The following is a 23,069-nucleotide window of genomic DNA, read 5'->3' as shown; positions in this document are numbered from 1 at the left end:
AAAGCAGAAGAAAAAAGGCTGTATTAGCGATTTGTCAGGCTAGTTAAGGATTCGACGGAGCTTGCGACTTGAGACACCGTTTGTTTGACTTCCTTCAATTCGTTAAGGAAGGTCTGAAGGTCAATTTCAATTTTTCCGTTTTGGTTTTTGCTTAAGTTCATGCTGCTGACGATATCATCAAAGAGTGAATTGATTTGAGTCATTTTTTCTTTACTGTCTGTCACAAGTAAGTTCACGTCCGCAATATGCTGGGACACAATGGCGATTTGTGAATTGGTATTGTTAACGAGTTCAGATACAGTTGAAACCGTTTTCTTTGTGTCCTCTGATAATTTGCGCACCTCGTTTGCAACGACAGCAAAGCCTTTTCCGTGTTCACCTGCTCGTGCAGATTCGATTGAGGCATTTAAAGATAACAAGTTCGTCTGCTCTGCAATACCTGTAACGATCCCAAAGATTTGTTCAATTTGTTTAGCGATTTCTTCAAGGCGCTTAATTTCTGTTTCAATTTTTGTCATGCTGCCGTCAATTTGATTCATTTGTGTTTGCTGAATTTCTAATTCTTTTTTACCGCCGATTGATTTTTCTTCAACCTGTGCTGAAATTTGTGTTCCAGCTTGTGACATGTCCGCCATCTCATCCGATTTTGAGACAAGCTTGTCAACTGCACTTGTTGTGTTTGAGAAGAGAGAAGCAAGCGAATTTGAAGTTTCCGTGATTTTTGTATGAAGCTCCTGCTGCTGCTCTTCTGCTTCATCACGAATTTTAGAATATTCATTTTGGAATGTATCTAGGACAAGCTGCTGCTCTAAATTTAAAATTTTCGTTGTCGCTTTGACTGCTGTCTGATATTCTTTGAAATCTTGGATATGGTTTGCAAATAAATCCATAATTGATAGCAGAAGGTCTTGGAATGCGGCCATGTACCATTTAGGCTGGAGGCCAATCCGTAAATGAACTTGAGCAATTTTAATGCGTTTTGCCACATAGTTTTCGTCAATCACACCTGCAAACATTTCGCTAATATGAATGCGGAGTGTTTTTTTCAAACGATCGACAGAACTATTGTCTTGAATGATATGCATCAAGGAAGACTCGACTTCTAAATTTTTATAAAATTTATCAACGATATGTGCAATATCATCCTGAACAATTGAATTGAGCTGCTTTAATATCAATAGGTCATGCTGCGTCAGGTCGATCATTTTGATTTGTTTAGCGATGTCCGTATTGTTCGAGAAATTGATTCGTTTTATCCCATCATCCTGCTCTGTGAAAAAAGCAGTGTTTTTTCTTTTCGGTTCTTTTTTAAATAACAATGTGTTTGTCCCCCCATAATCATCACAAATATCAGACTTTATGTTTTTTATCGGATAATATTGGATTTTTTAAAGGGGAAGAGTGAAATTTTACTGTTCTTTATACGACCTTTTTAGTGGTTTTTTAGCAGGGCCTTCTACTACTTCTCCAGTAATAGAAAAACGTGAACCGTGACACGGGCAATCCCAAGTGCGGTCACTATTATTCCAAGCGACTTCGCAGCCTAGGTGAGTACACGTGGTATCGACAAGAAAAACATTCCCATCCTCTGATTTATAGGCGCCGCACTTTTTATGTTCATACGAGATAATGCCGCCCTCGCCTGGTTGTAAATCATCGATTGTTTGATCAGTTCGTTTGAATTTACCACTGATCAGCTTGGCAGCGACATTGGTATTTTCTTTTACGAAATCTTTGACGAAAGAGTCAGTAACAGGTCTTGATGGCGTAAAAATTGATTCGTATTTATTCGATTTTCCTTCAATTAAATCACCGATAAGAGTAGCAGCTACGTGGCTTGTGGTCATGCCCCATTTTCTAAAGCCGGTCGCTACAAAGATATTCTGGTGGTTTTTGGTCAGGCGGCCAATGTAAGGGATTTGATCCATTGTGACCATATCGTGTGTCGACCAGCGATACAGTACTTCTTCAATTCCAAGGGTGGCTTCTCCAAACGTTTCTAGTCCTTCATAGTGAGCGGATTCATCTCCGCCTTGTCCTGTTTTATGACCTTCTCCTCCGATGAGAACGACTTCCTCGCCGTGCCATTCTGCCGTTCTTAATGAGTGAGCAGACTGATCAATCCCGAGGTACATCCCGTCTGGGAGAGGTTTTGTCGTTTTGGCTGCTACGACATAGGATTGTTCTGGATGAATTCGGGTGAAGTAAAGTCCTTTCCCATCATAAAAAGGAAAGTGTGAGCATGAAATGATGTAGCGCCCTGTCAGATGATGTCCGTTTTTTGTGACGACAGCAGGCCGGTTCCCTTCTTTTACATCAACAGCGGTTGTTTGTTCAAAGATACGTACACCTCGCTCGAGGAGCTTGTCAATTAGCGCATTGAGATAATGAAGGGGATGAAACTGTGCCTGATTCGTCATCGCAAGGGCTGCTTTGATGTCAGCGTCAAAAGGAAGCTCTGTTTTCCATTCCCGGTCAATACCAAGCTGTTTGTAGGCATCTAATTCCTTCTTTAACTTTTTTACACCGCTTTCTTCCTTTGTATAAAGGTACGCATCTTTTATCTCTAGCTGACAATCGATGTCGTGCTCTTTGATACGAGCTTGAATGAGGTCTTTTGCTTTTTCGTTTGCTTCTACATACAAACGTGCTTTTGGCATGCCAATTTGTTGAATCAGCTCATAATAGTACACATCATGCTGTGAGGTGATTTTAGCCGTTGTGTGTCCGGTCGTGCCTTGCAGCAATTGTTCGGCATCAATGATGATCACATCTAATCCTCGCTCTGTCATTTCAAACGCCGCAGCGATACCGGTAATACCGCCGCCGACAATGATCACATCTGCTGTGAGATCTTCATTGACAGAAGGAAAAGAATGCTTCCGGCTGTCCGACAGCCATAACGATTTTGCCTCTTCCATTCCTTTATGTTCTTGTTCCATGTTGTCGCCTCCACTTAACTTGTTGTGTATAATTTTTCCACAATGATGAAAATCATACATCTGTAAGGAAACAAGGGCGTCATACATAAAAAAGGAGTCACCACATAAAAATAAACAAGATAAAAGGAAGGAGTGGACTAACGTGTCAACAAAGCAGCCGAAGAAAACATTGCCGCCTCAGCACCAAAATGAACGTCCTGGTCTTGAATATAAAATGAACCCTAGACCTGTCTTTGATCGTGAGGTGCAGGACAAAAAGTTAGCAGGAAAAACAGCCATTGTGACAGGTGGAGACAGCGGGATTGGAAGAGCAGTCTCTGTCTTATTTGCGAAGGAAGGTGCCAATGTCGCCATTGTGTACTTAAGTGAACATCGCGATGCCGAAGAGACGAAGGACTATATTGAGAAAGCGGGAGGCCGTGTCATCTTAATTGCAGGTGATTTAGGGGATGAGGCTTTTTCAAATGAGGTCGTCAAAAAAACAAAAGATGCGTTTGGTTCCATTGATATTTTGGTGAATAACGCCGGGGAACAGCATCCGCAAAAAAGCATTGAGCAAATTACCTCGCATCAGCTTCTTCGGACGTTTCAAACGAATATTTTTGCCATGTTTTATTTAACAAAGGCTGTTCTTCCTCATTTAAAAAAAGGAAGCAGTATTATTAATACAGCATCTGTCACCGCCTATAAAGGGCATGAAACATTGATCGATTATTCATCTACAAAAGGGGCGGTCGTCACATTTACGAGATCATTATCCTTATCGCTCATTAAACAAGGGATTAGAGTGAATGGGGTAGCACCGGGTCCCATTTGGACACCGCTGATTCCATCAACCTTTACGGAAAAAGAAGTCTCTGAATTTGGCGGAGATGTCCCAATGGAGCGTCCTGGTGAGCCAGTAGAGCTTGCACCGAGTTATTTATTTTTAGCAAGTGAAGACTCATCTTATATGAATGGACAAATGCTCCATGTGAATGGTGGAACCATTTTAAATGGATAAACAAAAAACTTGCGGTAAAGAGACAAGTTGCTGTCTCTCTGCCGCAAGTAAAATCATCATGATTGATGTAAGCAGTGTTCTGCATATTGAGCTGACAAGTCATTGAATCGCTTTTCATCACGCTGATCCAGAGCCTTATCAATCTCTTCTCTTAGGAAGGTTAAGCGCTGTTTATAAAGCGCCTCATCTAAAACCATTTGAATATAGATGTCTAAAATGGTGACGCCGTTTTCTTCGGTTTTTTGGGTGTTGCGGGACTTCATGAGCTCAGCATACGTTTTTTTCTCTTTCATAAAGAATCCCCCCGATGCCTTTTTTATAGTATATGGATTGGCGGAGAAAAAATCAACAAGAATTTATAATTTTTAGACAATTTATTTTTGAGCAGAATCGACATCACTTGTCCAATCGACAGAATGTGATATATCTTTAAAAAAAGCTTTTCGATAGATCGAATGGACTAAAAAATATGATAAAAAGATGAATTTTAATAAATTTTGAAAAAATCCTGTCGTTTCTTATATGTTGGTGATAGATTAATAGTATCTTAAATAACCAAATATTAACACAGGAGGAAATGAAGTGTCAGGAATTAGTGAAACACCTTTAGATTCATACGTCATTAATCAAACAACAATGGCGGTCCTTTCAGTTGAAGAAGGAAAAAGAGTATATTCAAAAGTCATCGAAAGAGAGACAAGCTTTTATGTTGAATTAAAGCCCCTGCAAATTATTGAACGCAGCTGCAGATTCTTCGGCTCAAGCTATGCAGGCAGAAAGGCGGGAACATACGAAGTAACAGGAATTTCTCACAAACCCCCAATTGTGATTGACTCATCCAACCATCTGTATTTCTTCCCAACCTATTCATCCAACCGTCCTCAGTGCGGCTGGATCTCCCACAAATACATTCATACCTTCCAGGAATCATCCCTCGGAGACACGGTGGTCACCTTTACAAATGAGCAAACCATCAAACTTGATGTCTCATATAAATCATTTGAGAGTCAGGTGCACCGAACAGCATATCTCCGAACGAAATTTCAAGATCGTCTTGATGGAGGTCTTCCTAAGAAACAAGAATTTATGCTGTATCCAAAGGAACAGCAGCTCAATCTCGTATACGATTTTATATTAAGGGAGCTTCGTAACAGATATTAATCAAAAGCCAGCGGCAGAGCAGCCGCTGGACCTCTTATCTCATATGGACTTCATGCAATGTAAAAAGGGGGACATACATCATAAAGATGAATTCATTGAAACCAAATACGTATGTCTCGTCGTCTATTGGTTGTATTGGGAAATGACAGGGAAATGTGAATCCTTAGACGTATTTTCATCTATTTATTCATAAATCACAGAAGTGACACGAGCTTGTCTGTTACAATAAAAGAAATCAATTCTTGCGAAGTATTTTTATGTAGTAAAGGATGCTTATATTTGACCGATATGAACGAGTGGGATGAAGAAATGGAGGCTCTGTATGAAAAAACAATCACATTTGGTGCTGCTATTTATCCTAACAGTGACATTACTAGCAGCCTGTCAGCAAGCAGGTCAATCGCCTTCAAAACAAGACGCAAAAGAAGCTGCTTATGAACAATGGGTTCAATCTTATATGGATGAGTTAAATGAATCATATGAAAAGATGACCGATCAGTTTATCTCAGATGGACATGGAAAAATTCAAACAAATAAAAAATTGACAGAAGCGACGAAAGCATTTGATCGTGTGATTCAAAAAGGGCTTGATCATCAAGAAGTTCCAGCCGCTTATCAAAAGGCCGATCAACAATTAAAGACAGGCCTGGCTTCATTTGAAAAAGGGGTTAGTAAGGTGGAGAAGCTCTTGAAGCATCCCGATCAAGAAAAGCTGTTTATATCCGCTACCCATCATTTTCAGGATGGCTTGCAGCAGACAGCCGCATTTATTGAAGAAGTAGGTCAGATTCAGCAATCATCCTAAAAAAGCTTGGAAGGTTTACTTCCAGGCTTTTTTAGATGTGCAGTATTTTCTTTAAACGGCGAACGCCCTCTTGAATCATGCTATCGTCCGTACAGGCGAATCCTAGCAGTAATCCCTTTCGATTGCTTTCAAAACAATAAGGACTTAAGGGATAAATGCCAACGCCAGCTGCCTTTGCTGCTTCAATGCTTCCTTTTTCATCAAAGTCTGGTGTTCCTTCTAAAAAGACATGAAGGCCCGTATCGGTTCCATAGATACGGAAGTGTTTGTCAAATTGATGTGCCAAAAGGGCTTCCATCATGGCCGCCTGTCTTTTTTTATACAGCTGTCTCATTCGCCTGACATATCGGGTGAATTCTCCTTCTTTGAAAAAAGAAGCAAGTGTGATTTGTTCCATAATGGGCAGCTGTCTTTGAACGAGTGATTGCAGTGCGGCAATTTCTTTCATGACTGCTTTGGTGCCGATAATGGCAGCAAGGCGGATCCCAGGCGCCAGCACCTTTGAGAAGCTTAAGATGTAAATCACATGCTCGGGTGCTTCTGAAAATAGGGAAGGGAGCGGCCCGCCATGGTAACGATAATCTCCATCAAAATCATCCTCTAATATATAAGACTGATGGCTGACAGCAAACTTTAGCAGCTGCTGCCTTCTGTTTACACTCATACATACTCCAGTTGGACGCTGATGGGAGGGCGTCACAGCAATCAGTTTTGTTCGCTGGGGCAATGTATTCACCATCATTCCTTCTTCATCAACTGGTGCGGGGTGAATGTTCATTTCGCGATGCATAAACGACAGCCTTGCCCCAGGAAAACCTGGATCTTCAACAGCTACTGTATCCCCTTTTTTAAGCAATACCTGTGAAATCAAATCAATGGCTTGCTGGGTGCCACCTGTTAACACCATCTGATCTTCTTCTACTTCAATCCCGCGCTCAACAGATAAATATTGGCGTATTTCTGAACGCACTTCCCATAATCCATGCGGGGAGGAATAGCCCCAATTCTTCATATCTAATCGCTGTAATGCTTTCATGAGCGAGCGTTTCCATATGTTTTGAAAGTGTTCATCGATCGCCGGTTCCTGATGACGAAAATCAATATCGAGCTTCTCATGAAAATGATTGGCTGACAGCCAATGGTCCATTTGTTTTTCGGCTTCTTCAAAGTGAGGTCTTATCGGAGGTGGGAAAGGCGGTTCACTTTGATGGAGAGGGGAAGCTGTATATTGATCACTTGAAATGACCTTTGTACCGCCTCTTCTAGATGTGCTGACGTAGCCTCTTGCCAGCAGCTCATCGTAGGCAAGCTGAACGGTTGATCTTGATACATTAAGCTCCTGTGCGAGCACTCTTGTCGGTGTTAACTGATCGTCGGGATGCAGTTTTTGTGAATGAATTTTTTGAATGATCTCATTTACGATTTGCTGCCAGAGCGGGGTAGCGCTTGAACGGTCTAAATGAATATACATCGTGCACCTTCTCTCGTTTTCACATCATAAGATGATGATGGCACGGAATTATGGACTGGTCAATAGTGCCGTTTTTGGATGTAGGAAGTAAGCCAAATGGTGTGTACACTGTTCTCATATGTAATGATATAGAGGAGAGAGTCAAATGATCCCAGCATCCAAAGAAGAAACGGCACACTTATCCATCATCCCGTTTATTTTCGTTTTACTTGGTCTTTTTATGATTACGATTGCTGTGAATCTGCAAGTGCCCCTTTATACGGCGTATGCAGAACAAGCAGGGTACGGTAAGGCGGCAACAGCACTTGTATTTGCCGCGTATGTCTTCGGTCTCATTCCAGTTTTGCTTTTTCTTGGCGGTATTTCTGACCGGGCTGGACGCAAACCGATTTTATTGGTTGCGCTTAGCTTTTCGTTATGTGCCACTTTGTTGATGATTGTACATCCTTCCATACAGATGCTTTTTGCTGCACGGCTGCTGCAAGGTGTCGGTCTTGGTCTTAGTGTTGGAACATGCACCGCATATTTGATTGCTTTATATCCTGAGAAATCAAGCTGGATTCCAACTTTTATTGCATTATGCAGTTCGGTTGGATTTGGGGGCGGTGCTCTTTTTACGGCACTTCTTTCTTTTCAGCGTGTGTCTCTCACGCCGCTTAGCTATTGGATTGTGCTGGCCTTTTTGTTCTTAACTATTGTGGGTGTCTTCTTTTTCGTGCCGCCTGTCCAAGGAGATTCAGGTAAACCGATGATGAACATGCCAAGATTTCCAAAAGGAACAATGCCGGCGAATGCAGCCATTGCTATCGCGTGGTCGGTGTGCGGCCTTGTCATTTCAATTTTGCCAGCACAGCTTAAATTAAATGGTTATGAATTGTGGGTAGGACCGGCGCTCTTTTTGATTAATATGGCAGGTGTCCTGATGCAGCCCTTTGTGCGCAAGATGAATAGCAGCACAGCGCTTCTTTTGGGGTTTATCTGTCTTCCATGCGGATATGGCCTCTTGCTATACGGTGCAAACAGCGGATCTATCTTCCTTGTGCTTGCCGGAACGATGCTGGCGGGTACTGCCTGCTATGGATTTACTTATTTAGGTGGACTTCAGCTCATTGTTGAGCGGGGGAAAAAAGAGGCGGCTAGAGCCGTTGCAGGGTATTACTTGTTTGCTTATTTAGGTCTTGGTATTCCAAGTGTGTTTGTTGGCCTCTTCGCTGATATTTACGGTACTCAGCTCGTATTAATCCTCTTTTTCTTGCTCGTTTTGGCTGCCTGCCTCATTCTATTCATCTCAGGTGTCAGACAGAAACAAAAGTAAGATGTCCATCTTTCTCTTTCTCCTCCAATTCGTTTAAAATATAGAGAGGAGAGGGGAAGATGAACATGAAAAAAGTGCAGCTGGACGGCGCAGTGTGCAGGTCGCAAGAAGAGCTTCATGATCAGCTAAAAACCGTTTTACACCTTCCTGATTATTACGGGAAAAACCTTGATGCTCTTTGGGACTGTTTAACAGGAGAGGTGAATCTTCCAGTAGAACTGACATGGGTGAATTTTCAAACGAGCAAAGACGCTCTTGGCGATTATGCTGAGAGCTTGCGTCAGTTATTTCAAGAAGCAGAAGAAGAACTGAAGGGACAATTTCAATTTGATATTCAATCATGATGGAAAAAGCAGCCGCTGCCGCAGGCTGTTTTTTGATTTAAATTTGTAAATAGGTGAGCTGTCTGAGGTTTAAGATTGTGGATTCATAAAAATATGTTGTATGAAGGAAACTTTCATCAAAATATGTTATAGTGGGACCTACATTGATAGACTAAGATAGAGTGAGGGTTCGGAAAGGATGAAGGAAAAAACAAGATCAAAAAGAAGACTAAGGCCTTGGGTAAAAGCCGTGCTGTTTATCATGGCATTTGTCATGGTGATGGCAGTGTCCGTGACTGGATACGCATATTATAAAATTTCAAAAGCGTCGAATAAGGCGCAAGTATCATTAGAAAGAGGAGACACCTCGCAAAAGCGTGTGAAAGCTTTTGATCCAGGAAAAGACAGCTTTTCGGTGCTGCTGCTTGGAATTGACAGCCGTCCAGGTGAAACGGTAGACGAAGCAAGAAGTGATGCGGTCTTACTGGCGGCGGTGAACCGAACAGACAAAACCATTAAGCTTCTCAGTATTCCTCGTGATTCTTATGTGGATATACCGGGAAGAGGATATGATAAAATTGCTCACGCCCATGCGTTTGGGAGTGCAGATTTGTCAGTCAAAACGGTCGAAAACTTGTTGAACATTCCTGTAGACTATGTGATTTCAGGGAACTTTAAAGCATTTCAAGACATTGTGGATGAGCTAAACGGAATTGATGTAACGATTGAAGATGAAAGCATCGTAAAACAGATGGAAAAGGATTCAAAAGGAAAAGTTCAAGTGCAGACAGGCACTCATAGACTGAATGGCGAAGAAGCTTTAGCCTTTGTGAGAACGAGAAAAGCAGACAGTGATCTCATGCGCGGAAAGCGCCAAATGGAAGCACTTCAAGCCATCTTTGAAAAATCTAAATCGATTTCTTCGATCCCGTCATACGACAACATCATTGATACGCTTGGTGATAATGTCTCAACCAATCTTTCCATGAAACAGTTCATCGGTCTTTTTCCATTACTGAGCTCATTGAAATCAGTAGATACCATTCAGCTAAAGGGTCATGATTATCAGCCTGGGAATGTGTATTATTTTGAGTTAGATGGACCAGGATTAAACGAAGTGAGAACAGAGCTGAGAAAACAGCTTGAATTATCATAAATAATTAGGAGCCTGCCGCCGCGGCAGGCTTTTTTTGCATGTGTAACGCGCAACATTTCAGCCTATAGTTCATTTGTTTGTTGGAGAAAATATCGAGTCAGCAGTTCCTCTACCCGGTGACGTATACGCGGATTAAAGTATTTATGCTTTTCTTCATAGCCATTTATGATAAATAGATACGTTGTAAATCCCTCATCGTGTTCAATTTGCTGTACTTTCATACTTTCTTTACGTAAATGCTGCTTCAGTTCATAAAGTGCTTTCTGTGCTTCCTTTAACACAGAGGTCACAAGCTGAATGTATGGTTCATTTAATTTAAATGTTTGATGTTGTTTTAAGTGTGTCAGATCACGATTGAGGATGGAGATGACCATAGGAAGAAAGATGGCCTGTTCCATCATTTGAAGCTGTACTCTTGATAGTCTCGTCATGTCTAAGCCTGCTTTCTTTATAAATAGAACAAGTGTTCTTGTTTATTATATCGAATGAGTCAAACAATCTCAAGGGGGGGCGAGTGGGATTTATTTGTATATTTTTATGTTTTCCATGTAAAATGAAATGTAGACAAACCTTGAAGGAGTCAAACAAGTTGACATCATTTCTTTCTCTATTTACTCATGAAAATATCACATCATTTTTTGAAAGCTACAAGGCCTTTGGACCAATTGTCGCTATATTGCTTCCTCTGATTGAAGCATTTCTTCCTTTTTTACCACTCGTGGCATTTGCGGTGGCAAATGCAAATGCATTCGGCCTTTGGGAAGGCTTTTTATTAACCTGGATCGGTGCAAGTGCAGGTTCTATTCTTGTCTTTTTACTGATCAGAAAATTTGGACAGATGAGAATGCTGAACTTTATTAGCAGACACCCTTCCATTAAGAAATTAATGCTTTGGGTAGAGAAACGGGGATTTGGTCCGTTATTTATTTTACTCTGCTTTCCTTTTACACCTTCTGCTGCCGTCAATGTGGTCGCGGGCTTATCAAGAATTAGCATGTGGCAATTTTCATTAGCTGCTTTAGCTGGTAAGTGTGTTATGCTCTTTATCATTAGTTTTATTGGTTATGACCTTTCTGCCTTAGTAAAGAATCCGTTAAGAAGTGTTTTTGCGGTTCTAGTTATCGTTTTATTATGGTATGTTGGAAAGAGAGTAGAAAATAGGTTGAACATTCGAATGAGCAAGCGTGAGGACAAAGGAGGCTCTTAATGAAAAAGAAGCCATTGTTATGGTTGATGATTATTACATGCATCGTCTTATTGTTCCAGGTAAAGAATTTCATGTTTGTGAAGTATAAAGTAGAAGGGGTTAGTATGGACCCCACATTTACAGATGGAACAGAATTATTAATCAACAAGTTCTCGCCAAAACTCACGAAAATTAGCCGGTTTGATTATGTGTTATTTCACGGACCAAAAAATCAAATTTTGATCAAACGGGTCATTGGGCTCCCGGGAGAATCGATCAAGTATGTCGATGATCAGTTATTTGTGGATGGGGCAAAATGGAAAGAACCCTATTTAAAAGAGCAGAAAAAACATAAAATGGGGAATGTCCTGACAGGGGATTTTCAGCTGAAAGCCATCACAGGACATGATAAAATCAAAAAAAACCATTACTTCGTGATCGGAGATAACCGAATACATAGCTTTGACAGCCGGCATTTTGGAACGATTTCAAAAGATCAAGTAGTTGGTGTCAAAAGAAATCAGGATAAATAAAAAAGAGGCGCTCTGCACATGCAAAGCGTCTCTCTTTTTTATTTAGCGGCTTTATAATCAGGATGTCTTTTTGCCCAGACATGATGTAAGAATCGAAAAAACGGTGGCAGCATAGCTATGACAAGAATGATTCTAACGACTTGTACAGCTACTACAAAGGTTGAGTCCTCATGGAGTGTAACTGCTGTTGTTGCCATTTCTGCAATACCGCCAGGCGAAAAGGCAAGAATGGCTGTAATGACAGAAATGCCAGTGACCTCAGCAATGGCAATTGAACTGAGAACCGTTGCAGCAATCAATCCAGCTGAGCTGACGACGGCTACAATTAACGTGTTTTTTAGTCCGACAAACATCTGTTTATTCATTTTTGAACCGATGGTTGCACCTAGAAATACCTGTGATGCGATATTCGCTTGTGCTGGCCAATAAGGAATCAAATCATGACCTATGAGCGCACCTGCACCTACTTGAAGAGCAGCAACTCCTAACATGCTGCCAATCAACCAAGGGGCAGGGAAATGAAAACGAACCGCCAGGCGTGACATAAGCCAGGCACCTAAAATAAGTGCAGCAGTCCACGAGATATTTGACAGGGTGAAAACACCGGATGAAAAGGCGCTCCCTTGAACGCCTGCAGCTGCATCCGCTGGATTTTTTGTATTTAAATAGAACACCGTAAATGGGATGGTGAGTACCACCATTAATACACGTGTTGTTTGTACGAGACTGACAACGGCTGTATTTGCTCCAACCTCTTGGGCAATCCCTGGCATAGCAGATAAACCGCCTGGTGCTGTGCCGACAAAGCTGGTCAGCATATCTGTTTTACTCAGCTTCCATAAAGCAAAGCCAGAGAGCATCGCCAGTAGAATAGAAAAAACGAGCATGAAACTCACAGGGAGCCAATGTTCAGCGAAAATATGAAGAACTTTCATGTTCATTTTTTGTCCGAGTTCGATTCCGAGAATAAATTGACCAAGGAGTAGCCATCTGCTGTGAATACGCAAGGTGTTGTTTCCTTTACGCTGAAACAGGGTTGGACGTCGCATGGCAATAAATGCAGCTGTGATTAATGTACCGATCATCCAGCCAATAGACATTCCTGTTAAAGACAAAAGAAAACCACCTAAACCGCTTATTGCGATCAAAATGAGATCGGTTCGAAGGCTGTTTCCTTGTTTCATCACATGTAAACCTTCTTCCTATAATTTTGTTCAGTAAGTGAAATGTTGTTATCTTCACTATAATACAAAAGTCTCTATAAATAAAATACGAATTTTTTTACCATTTTCATAAGATTATCTTATCAAGAACCCGACAGCTTCTTAATAAAAGTGAAGATATAATTTTTACCAAAAACAAAAACAAATATACAACGATTTTCCCCTATTTTTGTTATCAGTTGACTATCATTTTCAATTACACTACAATCCTTAGTGTGAGGTGATAACATGAAAATTCCTTCTTTTAAATATAATGAAAAGGGATTGAATCGTTTTTTCGGTCCTTTAGAGGGAAGAATTATGGAGATCCTTTATCAAGGTGAGGATATGCCGATTAAAGAAGTGCAGCAGAAGCTGTCAGATGAAAAGCCGATTAATTTCAACACGGTGATGACTGTGCTGAACCGCTTAACCGAAAAGGGAATTGTGGAGAAGAAAACAAAAGGGCGTTCATCTATTTATAATCCGATTTTAACAAAAGAAGAATTTCTAAATGAGCAGACAAAATGGATTACGCAAGGACTGATGGACGATTTTGGTCCACTGGCAGTGAATCATATGGTGGATGCAATTGAAAGTGCTGACCCTGAATTACTCAAAGTGCTTGAAGCAAGGCTGGCATCCAAAAAAGAGGAGCAGCAAAATGAATAAAATGAAATCGAGCCTGCTATTTTTAGGCGGTATATTGATTGGTTTAACGATTTTTTATCAGATGGGGTATTACGTGCTTTCAAGCTTTTTTGGCTGGAATCAAGCATATAATCTCATTCATGTATGCCAATCTGTTCTCGAATTCTATGGATTCACTCCTTTGAAATATTTTCTAGATGCTTTAGTGCTCTATACACTGGGATTTGCGATTTTCTATATGACGAAGCAAATCAAAACGTACATTCAATTCAAGCAAAATCTCATGCTTGCAGTCAATCACGAGTCGACCGAATCTTTATCTGAGAAATATGCAAACGACATCGTTGTGTTTCATTGTCATGAACCGCTTGCTTTTGCCATGGGGATGCTTCACCCAAAGGTTTACTTATCAACGTCTCTCATGGACATGCTGGATGAAGAGGAGATTGACGCTGTTGTTCATCATGAATTGCACCACAAATACAGCTATGATCCTTTAAAGGCCTTCACATTCTCAATGCTCACAAAAGTTATTTGGTACATTCCAGTGTTAAAGCATATGAGACAAAGCTATTCCGTTTTTCGTGAAGTGATCGCAGATGACTATGCGATTCGGCAGACAGGCACTGAGCTTGGAGTAGGGCAAGCCCTTTTGAAACTCATTAAAAAGAGAACTCAGTTTCAAAAACAAACGAAGTTTGCGGTATCCTTTGGAGATCGGGCATTGAATTTAAGAATACAAAAGATCTTAAATCCAACATACAATATTCCTTTCAATGTACCCATCATTCCCATTGTCACATCAACCATTCTCATGGTGGTCTTAATGATTATGCTTAATCTAAATTACTAATTTTTTTTACTTATTAACATTACATTATGTAGTGTAAAAACAGGAGGAAATCACTATATGAAAACGAATCAAGAAATAGGAACACTTTTCGTGCGTGTTATTTTAGGTTTGATCTTCTTTCTACACGGACTTCAGGCATATCAAGGAGGTCTGGGAGGAACAGCGGCATTTTTTGGACAAATCGGTATACCGGAATTTATGGCTTATATTGTGAAGACAATTGAACTGGTCGGTGGTATCGCCTTGATTTTAGGTCTAGGAACACGTATTTTCGCAGCGCTATTTGTACCAATTATGGCTGTGGCGATTATGACGGTTGGTTTTTCTAAAGGATTTGTTGGCGGTTATGAATTTGAACTATCACTGCTTGTCATGGCGCTTTATTTAACACTTAGCGGCAGTAAGATGCTGTCCATTGATGGGCTGCTAAAACATCAGCAGCAAAGCAATGAAGCAAAATTTCATTAAACAATCATGAAAAAAACTCCTTCTGCTATGTGTGGCAGAGGAGTTTTTTTATTTATCAAATTGTCGTTTTCACGTTTGAAAAAGTGAAAGAGATGAGAGGTTTGCTGAAAATAGTCCTTTATTTTATAGATTGAATGAACAAAAAGACGATTTCATTTTTTGACGGAACATACGATCTCCTATTAAAATAGGACTATCTAAGACACATGGTGCGTTAAAAGATATAAAAACCATACAGCATGCTGCTGTTCATCTTGAGCAATACGTTTCATCAGCTCTTTTGTTCCTTGATCCCGGACATAATCTGATACCGTTAAGTAAAAATCGACCGTTCTTTGTTCATCTTTAAATGCGAAAAGAAGCCCTTCTCTAAATTGATCTGGACAAGGTTCTGTTACGCTTGGTTTGTGGTTTTTACCTGTTAAAGAATAATATAGCTTTGTAAATAGTTGATAGTGTCTGACTTCATCCTGGCGTATTTCTTGAATGATTTTTTTTGCCTCAGGAGTTTTTGCTCTTTGGGCAAGTTTTTCGTAGCATTGGATTGCAGAATATTCACCATTGATCGCTTTTTCAAGGTCAGAAATGATCCTTGTGTTTTGGCGCATGTCATATGGCGAGTAGTCATAATAACCGTAATACATGATATTGCCAGCCTCCTTTAAGTTCATGATGGTTTATGATATGAGAAGAGTTAGGAAAGGTGCCTATATCTTTTTAGGAAGGAGAAGGGGAAAATAGCTATTTAATTCTATTTTCGCTAGAATATGAGTACATAAGAAAGGTGTTGTGGAGCGTGGAGATTCAGTTTTTAGCAGGCAGATCGGGGAGTGGAAAAACGACTGCAATCTTAGAGGAAATCAAAGAACAGCTTCGGCTAGATCCGCTGGGTCCGCCAATCATTTTTTTAGTCCCGGATCAAATGACATTCTTAATGGAGTACGAGCTTGCAAAAACGTCTGAAGCTGGCGGGATGATCAGGGCCAAAGTATTTAGTTTCACGCGTCTTGCTTGGTCTATTTTACAGCAGACTGGCGGAGCGAACCGGCAATTTGTGACAAGCACAGGAATTCAAATGCTTTTAAGAAAAGTAATTGAAGAAGAGAAAGAAAAGTTTAAGGTATTCAAAAAAGCGAGTGATAAGCCAGGGTTTGTCGAGCAAATCGAAAAGACGATGGCTGAGTTCAAAAGATACTGCATGTTGCCGGAGGATATTGAAAAAATTTCATTATCGAGCATGCATTCAGAGTATACAGAAGAAAGACGGGCAGGCGAAAAATTGCATGATCTGCATGTTCTTTATCAGCAGATGGAGCAGCATTTACAAGATGAATATGTGCACTCAGAAGACTATTTGACGCTTCTCACGCAGCAAATTCCTCTATCTGAAGAAATAAAAGGAGCACATATTTATATAGATGGCTTTTATCAATTTACACCGCAGCAGCTTCTCGTCATTGAACAGCTTCTGCTTCATGCTGAGAAAATAACGGCTGCGTTCACAGTGGATCGTTCCTACCATGATAAGCAGCCAAATGAACTTGATTTATTTCGTATGACTGGTAAAACGTATTTCCAGCTCTATCAGCTTGCTAAAGAGTGCGGAGCGGCCATTTCTGAGCACATTTTGGAGAGAAATAACCGGCATCTTCATACGCCAGATCTTGCTTATTTAGAACGCCAATATGAGCAGAGACCGGTGCAGCCATATCAGGAAGTAACCCCTCATCTCACAGTGTCTAAAAGTGCGAGTAAACGAGCTGAAATTGAGGGAGTAGCGAGAGAAATTCTTCATTTAGTGAGAGAAGAAGGACTTAGAGTGCGAGATATTTCAGTTGTCGCGCGGCATGTAGATGACTATAAAGATACGTTAAAAGAGGTTTTTCGAGATTACGATATTCCTTTTTTTATTGATGGAAATGAATCAATGCAGTATCATCCGCTCATTGAATTGATTCGTTCGAGCTTGGATGTCATAAAAGGAAACTGGCGGTATGAGGCCGTGTTTCGCTGCGTGAAAACAGAGTTCTTATTTCCGCTCGAACTTGCCAAAAACAAAGCGAGAGAACAGGCAGATCAGCTTGAAAACTACTGTATTGCTTATGGTGTAAAAGGAGAACGCTGGACAAACGGCTCCCGTTTCCACTACAGACGATTCCAATCTTTAGATGAGGATTTTGGACAAACAGATCAAGAAATTGAAATGGAACAGATGCTGAATGATGTAAAGGAATGGATTGCACCTCCGCTTTTCAAATTGCAAAAAAGGCTGAAAAAAGCGCAAAAGGTAAAAGACATGGTGGAGGCAGTCTATGTCTTTTTAGAGGAAATACAAGTGCCAGATAAACTTGAAAAAGCTAGGCTGGAAGCAGAAGAAGCAGGTAGATTAGCTGAAGCCATGCAGCATGGACAAGTATGGGATGCTGTTATTCAATTAATGGATGAATTTGTTGAAATGCTCGGTGATGAGGAGCTCTCATTTCCTTTATTCCAGCAAATGATGGATACAGGATTGGCCTCTTTAAAATTCGCTTTAATTCCGCCTTCACTCGACCAAGTATTTATCGGAAGTATGGATTTATCAAGAATGTATCAAGTGAAGTGTATGTTTATCATTGGGGTAAATGATGGCGTTATTCCCGCACGCCCTTCTGACGAAAGTGTTTTGTCTGAAGATGACAGGGAATGGTTAAAGCGAGCAGGAGCAGAGCTGGCAGAGACAGGAAAGGAACGGCTGCTAGATGAGCAATTTTTAATTTACCAGGCACTGTCGAGTCCATCTCATCATTTGTATTTGTCTTATTCAGTGTCAGATGAAGAGGGGCGCTCTTTATTGCCTTCGACTCTTATCAAGTATTGTCAGGAGCTTATGCCAAATCATCAGCATGCTTTGTATGTGTTAGACCCGGAACAGCTGGATGACGTGGAGCAATTAAAATTTGTAGCGAATGAGCATGTCTCGTTATCGTATACTGTCTCGCAGCTGCAGCAATGGCTCAACCAATATCCCATCAGTGGTGTATGGTGGAGTGTTTATAATTATTTGATAACGTCAACTCATCGGGATGTATCAAAAAACATCTTGTCGAGTTTGTTTTTTACAAATCGAGCAAAGCGCTTAAAACCAAACGTCACAAAAGAACTTTACGGTGATCACATTCAAGGCAGTGTTTCAAGAATGGAGAAATTCAATGCGTGTGCATTTTCTCACTTTGCTTCCCACGGGTTAAAACTAAAGGACCGGCAATTTTATAAATTGGAAGCACCCGATATCGGCCAGCTGTTTCACTCGGCTTTAAAGCATATTTCAGATACGCTTGTTGAACAAAAAAAGGATTGGAAAAACTTAACGAAGGATGACTGTGTCAACTATTCAAGACATGCAATCGAACAGCTTGCTCCGCGTCTTCAAAAGGAAATCCTCTTAAGCTCTAATCGGCATGCTTATATTAAAGAAAAACTCCAAAAAATCTTGATTCGGGTCTCTTCTATCTTAAGTGAGCATGCAAGAGTGAGTGGATTTTCTCCCGTTGGACTTGAGTTAGGGTTTGGCGGCCAAGGACCTCTTCCGCCGTTTACTTTTCAATTGAAAAATGGCTGCACGATGGAGCTTGTCGGAAGAATTGACCGCGTAGATAAAGCAGAAGGTTCAAAAGGGCTGCTGTTGAGAATCGTCGACTACAAATCGAGTGAGAAAGGTCTTGATCTAGCAGAGGTATACTATGGGCTTGCCTTGCAAATGCTCACTTACTTAGACTTAACCATTACGTATTCGAAGGAATGGCTCGGTGTAGAAGCAACGCCAGCTGGCATTTTATATTTCCATATCCATGATCCGCTCATTCAAGCACCGATTCCGCTCGCAGAGGATGAAATTGAGCAGGAAATATTCAAGAAATTTAAAATGAAAGGTCTATTGCTTGAAGATGTAGAAGCGGTAAAGCTAATGGATCAAACGCTTGAATCAGGAAGATCACAAGTCATTCAAGCCGGTTTGAAAAAGGACGGATCTTTCCGTTCTGACTCTGCTGTTTTAAGTGAAGATCATTTCCATATACTCACACAGCACGTTCGGCGTACATTTGAAGAAGCAGGCGAAAGAATTACAAATGGTGAAGTTGCCATTAATCCATATAAATTGAAGGATCAAACACCATGCCGCTTTTGTTCATTTAAGTCTATTTGCCAATTTGATGAATCGATAGAGGATAATGAATTTAGAGTGCTTTCATCTGAAAAGGATGATGTTGTGATAGACCGGATCAAAAAAGAAGGGGATCAGTATGCAAATACCAAAACCGAATAACAGTACTTGGACGGATGACCAGTGGGAAGCCATCGTTTCAGAAGGACAAGATATTCTTGTTGCGGCGGCAGCAGGGTCAGGTAAAACAGCTGTTTTGGTTGAACGGCTGATTCGAAAAATGACCCGTCCAGAAGATCCAGTTGATGTGGATCGTCTGCTCGTTGTGACTTTCACAAATGCATCTGCGGCAGAGATGAAGCATCGGATCACAGAAGCACTTGAAAAGGAATTAGCGAAAAACCCCGGGTCCCTTCATATGAGAAGACAGCTGTCGCTCATGAATCGTGCCAATATTTCTACCTTGCACTCCTTTTGTTTGCAGGTTCTGCGCACCTTTTATTATGAAATTGACCTTGATCCAGGCTTCCGTTTGGCTGATCAAACAGAAGGAGAATTATTAGGAGATGAAGTGTTAGATGAACTGTTTGAGGATGAATATAAGGCTGGAAAGCCATCGTTCTTTGAACTGGTTGATCGCTATACTTCTGACCGCCATGATTTAGACTTGCAATGGCTTGTGAAGAGAATTTATGAGTTTTCCAGATCTCACCCTTCACCTGAGCAATGGATGAGGGCATTTCTTTCTCTTTATGATGTAGATGCTCAAACAAAAGTAGAACAATTACCGTTTTACCCATATATCAAAGAGGATCTTTCTCTCGTTTTTCGAAGCTGTCTCGAACTACTCGAACGAGCTCTCGCCCTATCAAAAGAACCGGGCGGCCCGGCACCGAGAGCAGAAAATTTTATAGATGATTTAGAGCAAGTCAATGAATTAATCAGGCACCAAAATGATTTTGAAAAGCTTTACGAGCTTTTGCCAAACATCAATTTTAAAAGGCTCAAAACATGTAAAGGGGACGAATATGACCCTGTGCTGTTAGAAAAAGCCACAGATGCACGCAATCAAGCAAAAAAACAATTAGAAAAACTTAAAGATGAATACTTTATGCGCAGTCCAGCCCAGCATTTGAAAAGCTTAGCTGAAATGAAGCCGGTGGTCGAAACACTTGTGGAGCTTGTCATCCAATTTGGACAGCGTTTCGAAAAAGCGAAGCAAGAAAAATCAATCGTGGACTTTTCGGATTTAGAGCATTATTGCTTACGCATTTTAGCAGAGCAGGATGCGGAAGGAAATTTGATCGAAACAGAAGCGGCCAAGTACTATCAACAGCAGTTTGAAGAAGTGCTCGTTGATGAATACCAAGATACAAACCTTGTACAAGAAACGATTTTAAAGCTTGTATCTAAAGGGGAACATGCCGCAGACGGCAACCTGTTTATGGTTGGTGATGTAAAGCAGTCCATTTATCGCTTTAGACTGGCTGAGCCCATGCTCTTTTTAAACAAATATAAACAATTTACACCAGACGGCAAAGAAACAGGGAAGAGAATCGATTTAAATAAAAACTTCCGCAGCCGTTCAGATGTGTTAGACAGTACGAACTTTTTGTTCAAACAGCTGATGGGGGAAACAGTTGGAGAAATTGAATATGATGAACAAGCTGAATTAAAGCTTGGAGCGAGTTATCCAGAAAGCGAAGATACAACGACAGAAATGCTTCTTGTCCATTTAGATCAACAGGAAGCAGAAACTGACGAAGAGCGAGAAGAATTAGAGACCGTACAGCTTGAAGCGAGAGTCATTGCTAAAAAAATAAGAGAATTGGTGGAGCAGCCATTTCAAGTGTACGATGCAAAACAGCAAATGACCCGTAACTTGCAGTATCGGGACATTGTGATTTTGCTTCGTTCTATGCCATGGGCCCCGCAAATGATGGAGGAATTGAAGAAGCAGGGAATCCCTGTGTATGCGAATCTTTCCTCCGGTTATTTTGAAGCAACAGAGGTGTCTGTCATTCTTTCTCTGTTAAAAGTCATCGATAATCCATATCAGGATATCCCGCTTGCAGCTGTATTAAGATCACCACTTGTCCATTTAGACGAAAATGAAATGGCACTGATCCGCACGAGCGATAAAAAGGGCACTTATTATGATGCTGTGAAGGCATTTATGAGTGTGACTCATTCAGATCACCCTACATGCAAAAAACTAGAACGGTTTTTCAGGTTGCTGCGTAAATGGCGTGATTTCTCGATGAATCATTCAGTAGCGGAATTGATTTGGGAAGTATACCGCGATACGCAGTATCTAGATTACGTTGGTGGGATGCCTGGAGGCAAGCAGAGACAGGCGAATCTCCGCGCTCTTTATGATCGATCAAAGCAGTATGAAAAAGCTGCCTTTAGAGGACTGTTCCGTTTTCTTCGTTTTATCGAAAGAATGCAGGAGCGTGGAGATGATCTTGGTGCGGCAAAAACGTTCAGTGAAACAGAGGATGTTGTTCGCATGATGACGATTCACAGCAGTAAAGGGTTAGAATTTCCAATCGTCTTTACCGCAGGACTCGGCAGGAACTTTAATATGATGGACTTAAACCAGTCCTATTTACTTGATAAAGAGCTAGGTTTTGGAAGCAAGTATATCCATCCTGAGCTGAGAATTAGTTATGCAACATTACCGCTTGTAGCGATGAAAAAAAAGATGAGGAAAGAGCTGTTATCTGAAGAGCTGAGAGTTCTATATGTGGCGCTCACAAGAGCTAAGGAAAAATTATTTCTGGTCGGCTCTGTCAAAAATCAGGTGAAAGCATTAAGCAAATGGCAAAATGCTGCAACCGGAGAAGATTGGCTGCTCCCTGATTTTGAACGTTATCAATCGAAAACATACTTAGATTTTATTGGTCCTGCTCTCATCCGTCACCAAGCAATGTCATCTATTTTAGAAGAAACAGGTGATGTTGTTCTTTCGCATCCATCAGCATTCACAATCTCATTTACTCAAGCTTCCGATCTTCTAAAAGAAGATATGTCACTTGAAAAGGAGCAGCAAGACGAGGTGGTACAAGCTTTGATGGAGGGGCTGCCTGTTGAAGAATATGGTGATGCTGATGAGAAAGTAGCAAAGAGACTTTCATGGAGATACCCATATCTAGCGGCCTCACAAGTCGGCACAAAGCAGTCTGTTTCCGAGATAAAGAGAATGAAAGAAATACAGGATGAGTACAGTGTTCCTTCTTCTCTTCGAAAAGCTCGTGCCACGTTGTATGACCGGCCGGCTTTCATGAAGAAAAAAGCACTCACTGCCGCAGAGCAAGGCACCGCAATGCACACAGTCATGCAGCATATTGCGCTTCCTTCTGACGAGCCCTACGATGATTCACATATACAGCAGCTGCTCGATTCCTTACAGCAGCGAGACTTGCTAACAAATGAGCAAGTCCAGTCAATTGATCAAGAAGGAATTGCAGCTTTCTTCTCTACTTCTATTGGTCAAAAGCTGCGAAAAGCGGATTGGGTGAAACGAGAAGTGTCATTTAGTATGGTGTTACCTGTTAAAGAGGTATACAGCCATATTGATGCAGAGGGGGAGCCTGTCCTTATTCAAGGGATGATTGACTGTTTATTTGAAACGGACGGAAAGCTATATTTACTAGATTATAAAACCGATAGAGTGCAAGGCAGATTTACAGGCGGCCTTGAAGCAGCTGTGCCTAAATTGAAAAAACGCTATGAAACTCAAATAGCGTTATATGCAAAAGCAGTAGAACGTTTAACAAACAGAACATTAGAGGAGAAAATTCTTTATTTCTTTGATGGGAATATAGAAATTTCATTATAAATGTTTCGGAAT

Annotated in this window: 20 protein-coding genes and 1 pseudogene; 13 read left to right on the top strand and 8 right to left on the bottom strand. The window is 40.9% G+C overall.

Translation table 11 applies throughout. The features are described 5' to 3' along the window. Nucleotides 1-23: 23 nt before the first annotated feature. The 3 genes and pseudogenes from OIT90_RS16255 to OIT90_RS16245 form a co-directional block, all read right to left on the bottom strand. The gene (locus OIT90_RS16255) at nt 24-539 is read right to left on the bottom strand and encodes a methyl-accepting chemotaxis protein (RefSeq protein ID WP_394336034.1); all 516 of its coding nucleotides are present in this window, start codon (nt 537-539) and stop codon (nt 24-26) included. A 240-nt stretch (nt 540-779) separates the two neighbouring features. After that, nucleotides 780-1,319 (bottom strand): annotated as a pseudogene (locus tag OIT90_RS16250) (protoglobin family protein); the annotation flags it as partial. 90 nt (nt 1,320-1,409) lie between these two features. Continuing rightward, nucleotides 1,410-2,942: an FAD-dependent oxidoreductase gene (locus OIT90_RS16245; protein ID WP_268465397.1), complete on the bottom strand. Its 1,533-nt coding sequence runs from the start codon at nt 2,940-2,942 to the stop codon at nt 1,410-1,412. Nucleotides 2,943-3,084: 142 nt separating this feature from the next. Here OIT90_RS16245 and OIT90_RS16240 point away from each other — a divergent pair, with 142 nt between their 5' ends. Next, the gene (locus OIT90_RS16240) at nt 3,085-3,945 is read left to right on the top strand and encodes an SDR family oxidoreductase (RefSeq protein WP_024425480.1); all 861 of its coding nucleotides are present in this window, start codon (nt 3,085-3,087) and stop codon (nt 3,943-3,945) included. A gap of 56 nt (nt 3,946-4,001) precedes the next feature. On the opposite strand, the gene OIT90_RS16235 is transcribed toward OIT90_RS16240, so the two are convergent. Continuing rightward, nucleotides 4,002-4,238, bottom strand: coding sequence for an IDEAL domain-containing protein (locus OIT90_RS16235; RefSeq protein WP_008348804.1), 237 nt, complete (start codon nt 4,236-4,238; stop codon nt 4,002-4,004). A gap of 289 nt (nt 4,239-4,527) precedes the next feature. Between OIT90_RS16235 and OIT90_RS16230 the strand changes: the two genes are divergently transcribed. Together OIT90_RS16230 and OIT90_RS16225 are read left to right on the top strand one after the other, a co-directional pair. Continuing rightward, the gene (locus OIT90_RS16230; RefSeq protein ID WP_039177625.1) at nt 4,528-5,106 is read left to right on the top strand and encodes a competence protein ComK; all 579 of its coding nucleotides are present in this window, start codon (nt 4,528-4,530) and stop codon (nt 5,104-5,106) included. A 322-nt stretch (nt 5,107-5,428) separates the two neighbouring features. Then, entirely contained in the window at nt 5,429-5,911 is a 483-nt protein-coding gene (locus OIT90_RS16225; RefSeq protein ID WP_039177626.1) for a hypothetical protein, read from the top strand. Between the two features lie 31 nt (nt 5,912-5,942). On the opposite strand, the gene pdxR is transcribed toward OIT90_RS16225, so the two are convergent. Beyond that, nucleotides 5,943-7,382, bottom strand: coding sequence for a MocR-like pyridoxine biosynthesis transcription factor PdxR (gene pdxR / locus OIT90_RS16220; protein ID WP_474892739.1), 1,440 nt, complete (start codon nt 7,380-7,382; stop codon nt 5,943-5,945). A gap of 145 nt (nt 7,383-7,527) precedes the next feature. On the opposite strand from pdxR, the gene OIT90_RS16215 reads away from it, so the two are divergent. The 3 genes from OIT90_RS16215 to OIT90_RS16205 all read left to right on the top strand — a co-directional run bounded on the left by OIT90_RS16215 (nt 7,528) and on the right by OIT90_RS16205 (nt 10,176). Continuing rightward, entirely contained in the window at nt 7,528-8,697 is a 1,170-nt protein-coding gene (locus OIT90_RS16215) for an MFS transporter (protein ID WP_144464938.1), read from the top strand. Between the two features lie 65 nt (nt 8,698-8,762). Continuing rightward, the gene (locus tag OIT90_RS16210; protein ID WP_064498569.1) at nt 8,763-9,041 is read left to right on the top strand and encodes a barstar family protein; all 279 of its coding nucleotides are present in this window, start codon (nt 8,763-8,765) and stop codon (nt 9,039-9,041) included. A 178-nt stretch (nt 9,042-9,219) separates the two neighbouring features. Then, nucleotides 9,220-10,176 (top strand): LCP family protein, encoded by a 957-nt coding sequence (locus OIT90_RS16205; protein ID WP_039177632.1) that lies wholly within the window; start codon nt 9,220-9,222, stop codon nt 10,174-10,176. Nucleotides 10,177-10,238: 62 nt separating this feature from the next. Here OIT90_RS16205 and OIT90_RS16200 read toward each other — a convergent pair whose 3' ends face one another. Continuing rightward, nucleotides 10,239-10,607: a YhjD family protein gene (locus tag OIT90_RS16200; RefSeq protein ID WP_059374641.1), complete on the bottom strand. Its 369-nt coding sequence runs from the start codon at nt 10,605-10,607 to the stop codon at nt 10,239-10,241. A gap of 158 nt (nt 10,608-10,765) precedes the next feature. On the opposite strand from OIT90_RS16200, the gene OIT90_RS16195 reads away from it, so the two are divergent. Both OIT90_RS16195 and lepB read left to right on the top strand, forming a co-directional pair. Then, on the top strand, nt 10,766-11,383 hold the full coding sequence (locus tag OIT90_RS16195; RefSeq protein WP_024425492.1) for a TVP38/TMEM64 family protein: 618 nt from the start codon (nt 10,766-10,768) through the stop codon (nt 11,381-11,383). Then, entirely contained in the window at nt 11,383-11,895 is a 513-nt protein-coding gene (lepB, locus tag OIT90_RS16190; protein WP_106025301.1) for a signal peptidase I, read from the top strand. The genes OIT90_RS16195 and lepB overlap by 1 nt, the downstream gene beginning before the upstream one ends. 38 nt (nt 11,896-11,933) lie before the next feature. Here the strand turns inward: lepB and OIT90_RS16185 are convergent, their stop codons facing one another. After that, complete coding sequence (locus OIT90_RS16185) at nt 11,934-13,079, bottom strand: AbrB family transcriptional regulator (RefSeq protein WP_106025300.1); 1,146 nt, start codon at nt 13,077-13,079, stop codon at nt 11,934-11,936. A 267-nt stretch (nt 13,080-13,346) separates the two neighbouring features. On the opposite strand from OIT90_RS16185, the gene OIT90_RS16180 reads away from it, so the two are divergent. The 3 genes from OIT90_RS16180 to OIT90_RS16170 are packed head-to-tail and all read left to right on the top strand — an operon-like array spanning nt 13,347 to nt 15,069. Continuing rightward, entirely contained in the window at nt 13,347-13,769 is a 423-nt protein-coding gene (locus OIT90_RS16180) for a BlaI/MecI/CopY family transcriptional regulator (protein ID WP_024425495.1), read from the top strand. Beyond that, on the top strand, nt 13,762-14,601 hold the full coding sequence (locus OIT90_RS16175; protein WP_039177640.1) for a M56 family metallopeptidase: 840 nt from the start codon (nt 13,762-13,764) through the stop codon (nt 14,599-14,601). Before OIT90_RS16180 ends, OIT90_RS16175 begins: the two co-directional genes overlap by 8 nt. Nucleotides 14,602-14,658: 57 nt before the next feature. Beyond that, a complete protein-coding gene (locus OIT90_RS16170) occupies nt 14,659-15,069 on the top strand; it encodes a DoxX family protein (RefSeq protein ID WP_039177642.1) in 411 nt (136 codons plus the stop codon). A gap of 197 nt (nt 15,070-15,266) precedes the next feature. On the opposite strand, the gene OIT90_RS16165 is transcribed toward OIT90_RS16170, so the two are convergent. Continuing rightward, nucleotides 15,267-15,713 carry a ferritin-like domain-containing protein gene (locus tag OIT90_RS16165; RefSeq protein WP_039177646.1) on the bottom strand — a complete coding sequence of 149 codons (447 nt, stop codon included), beginning with the start codon at nt 15,711-15,713 and terminating at the stop codon, nt 15,267-15,269. Nucleotides 15,714-15,865: 152 nt separating this feature from the next. Between OIT90_RS16165 and addB the strand changes: the two genes are divergently transcribed. Continuing rightward, nucleotides 15,866-19,375 (top strand): helicase-exonuclease AddAB subunit AddB, encoded by a 3,510-nt coding sequence (gene addB, locus OIT90_RS16160; protein WP_474892738.1) that lies wholly within the window; start codon nt 15,866-15,868, stop codon nt 19,373-19,375. Next, nucleotides 19,353-23,057 (top strand): helicase-exonuclease AddAB subunit AddA, encoded by a 3,705-nt coding sequence (addA, locus tag OIT90_RS16155; RefSeq protein WP_474892737.1) that lies wholly within the window; start codon nt 19,353-19,355, stop codon nt 23,055-23,057. The genes addB and addA overlap by 23 nt, the downstream gene beginning before the upstream one ends. The last annotated feature ends 12 nt before the right edge of the window (nt 23,058-23,069 follow it).

It is taken from the genome of Bacillus sp. ABR (assembly GCF_056172715.1).
The sequence above is the reverse complement of the archived record's forward strand: the minus strand, read 5'-3'. Positions and strand labels throughout refer to the sequence as shown.

Excerpts from the sequence above, each read along its gene's own strand:
- OIT90_RS16255 (WP_394336034.1), bottom strand. The coding sequence starts at position 539 with ATGAATCAAATTGACGGCAGCATGACAAAAATTGAAACAGAAATTAAG.
- OIT90_RS16245 (WP_268465397.1), bottom strand. The coding sequence starts at position 2,942 with ATGGAACAAGAACATAAAGGAATGGAAGAGGCAAAATCGTTATGGCTG.
- OIT90_RS16235 (WP_008348804.1), bottom strand. The coding sequence starts at position 4,238 with ATGAAAGAGAAAAAAACGTATGCTGAGCTCATGAAGTCCCGCAACACC.
- OIT90_RS16225 (WP_039177626.1), top strand. The coding sequence starts at position 5,429 with ATGAAAAAACAATCACATTTGGTGCTGCTATTTATCCTAACAGTGACA.
- pdxR (WP_474892739.1), bottom strand. The coding sequence starts at position 7,382 with ATGTATATTCATTTAGACCGTTCAAGCGCTACCCCGCTCTGGCAGCAA.
- OIT90_RS16215 (WP_144464938.1), top strand. The coding sequence starts at position 7,528 with ATGATCCCAGCATCCAAAGAAGAAACGGCACACTTATCCATCATCCCG.
- OIT90_RS16210 (WP_064498569.1), top strand. The coding sequence starts at position 8,763 with ATGAAAAAAGTGCAGCTGGACGGCGCAGTGTGCAGGTCGCAAGAAGAG.
- OIT90_RS16205 (WP_039177632.1), top strand. The coding sequence starts at position 9,220 with ATGAAGGAAAAAACAAGATCAAAAAGAAGACTAAGGCCTTGGGTAAAA.
- OIT90_RS16200 (WP_059374641.1), bottom strand. The coding sequence starts at position 10,607 with ATGACGAGACTATCAAGAGTACAGCTTCAAATGATGGAACAGGCCATC.
- lepB (WP_106025301.1), top strand. The coding sequence starts at position 11,383 with ATGAAAAAGAAGCCATTGTTATGGTTGATGATTATTACATGCATCGTC.
- OIT90_RS16185 (WP_106025300.1), bottom strand. The coding sequence starts at position 13,079 with ATGAAACAAGGAAACAGCCTTCGAACCGATCTCATTTTGATCGCAATA.
- OIT90_RS16180 (WP_024425495.1), top strand. The coding sequence starts at position 13,347 with ATGAAAATTCCTTCTTTTAAATATAATGAAAAGGGATTGAATCGTTTT.
- OIT90_RS16175 (WP_039177640.1), top strand. The coding sequence starts at position 13,762 with ATGAATAAAATGAAATCGAGCCTGCTATTTTTAGGCGGTATATTGATT.
- OIT90_RS16170 (WP_039177642.1), top strand. The coding sequence starts at position 14,659 with ATGAAAACGAATCAAGAAATAGGAACACTTTTCGTGCGTGTTATTTTA.
- OIT90_RS16165 (WP_039177646.1), bottom strand. The coding sequence starts at position 15,713 with ATGTATTACGGTTATTATGACTACTCGCCATATGACATGCGCCAAAAC.
- addA (WP_474892737.1), top strand. The coding sequence starts at position 19,353 with ATGCAAATACCAAAACCGAATAACAGTACTTGGACGGATGACCAGTGG.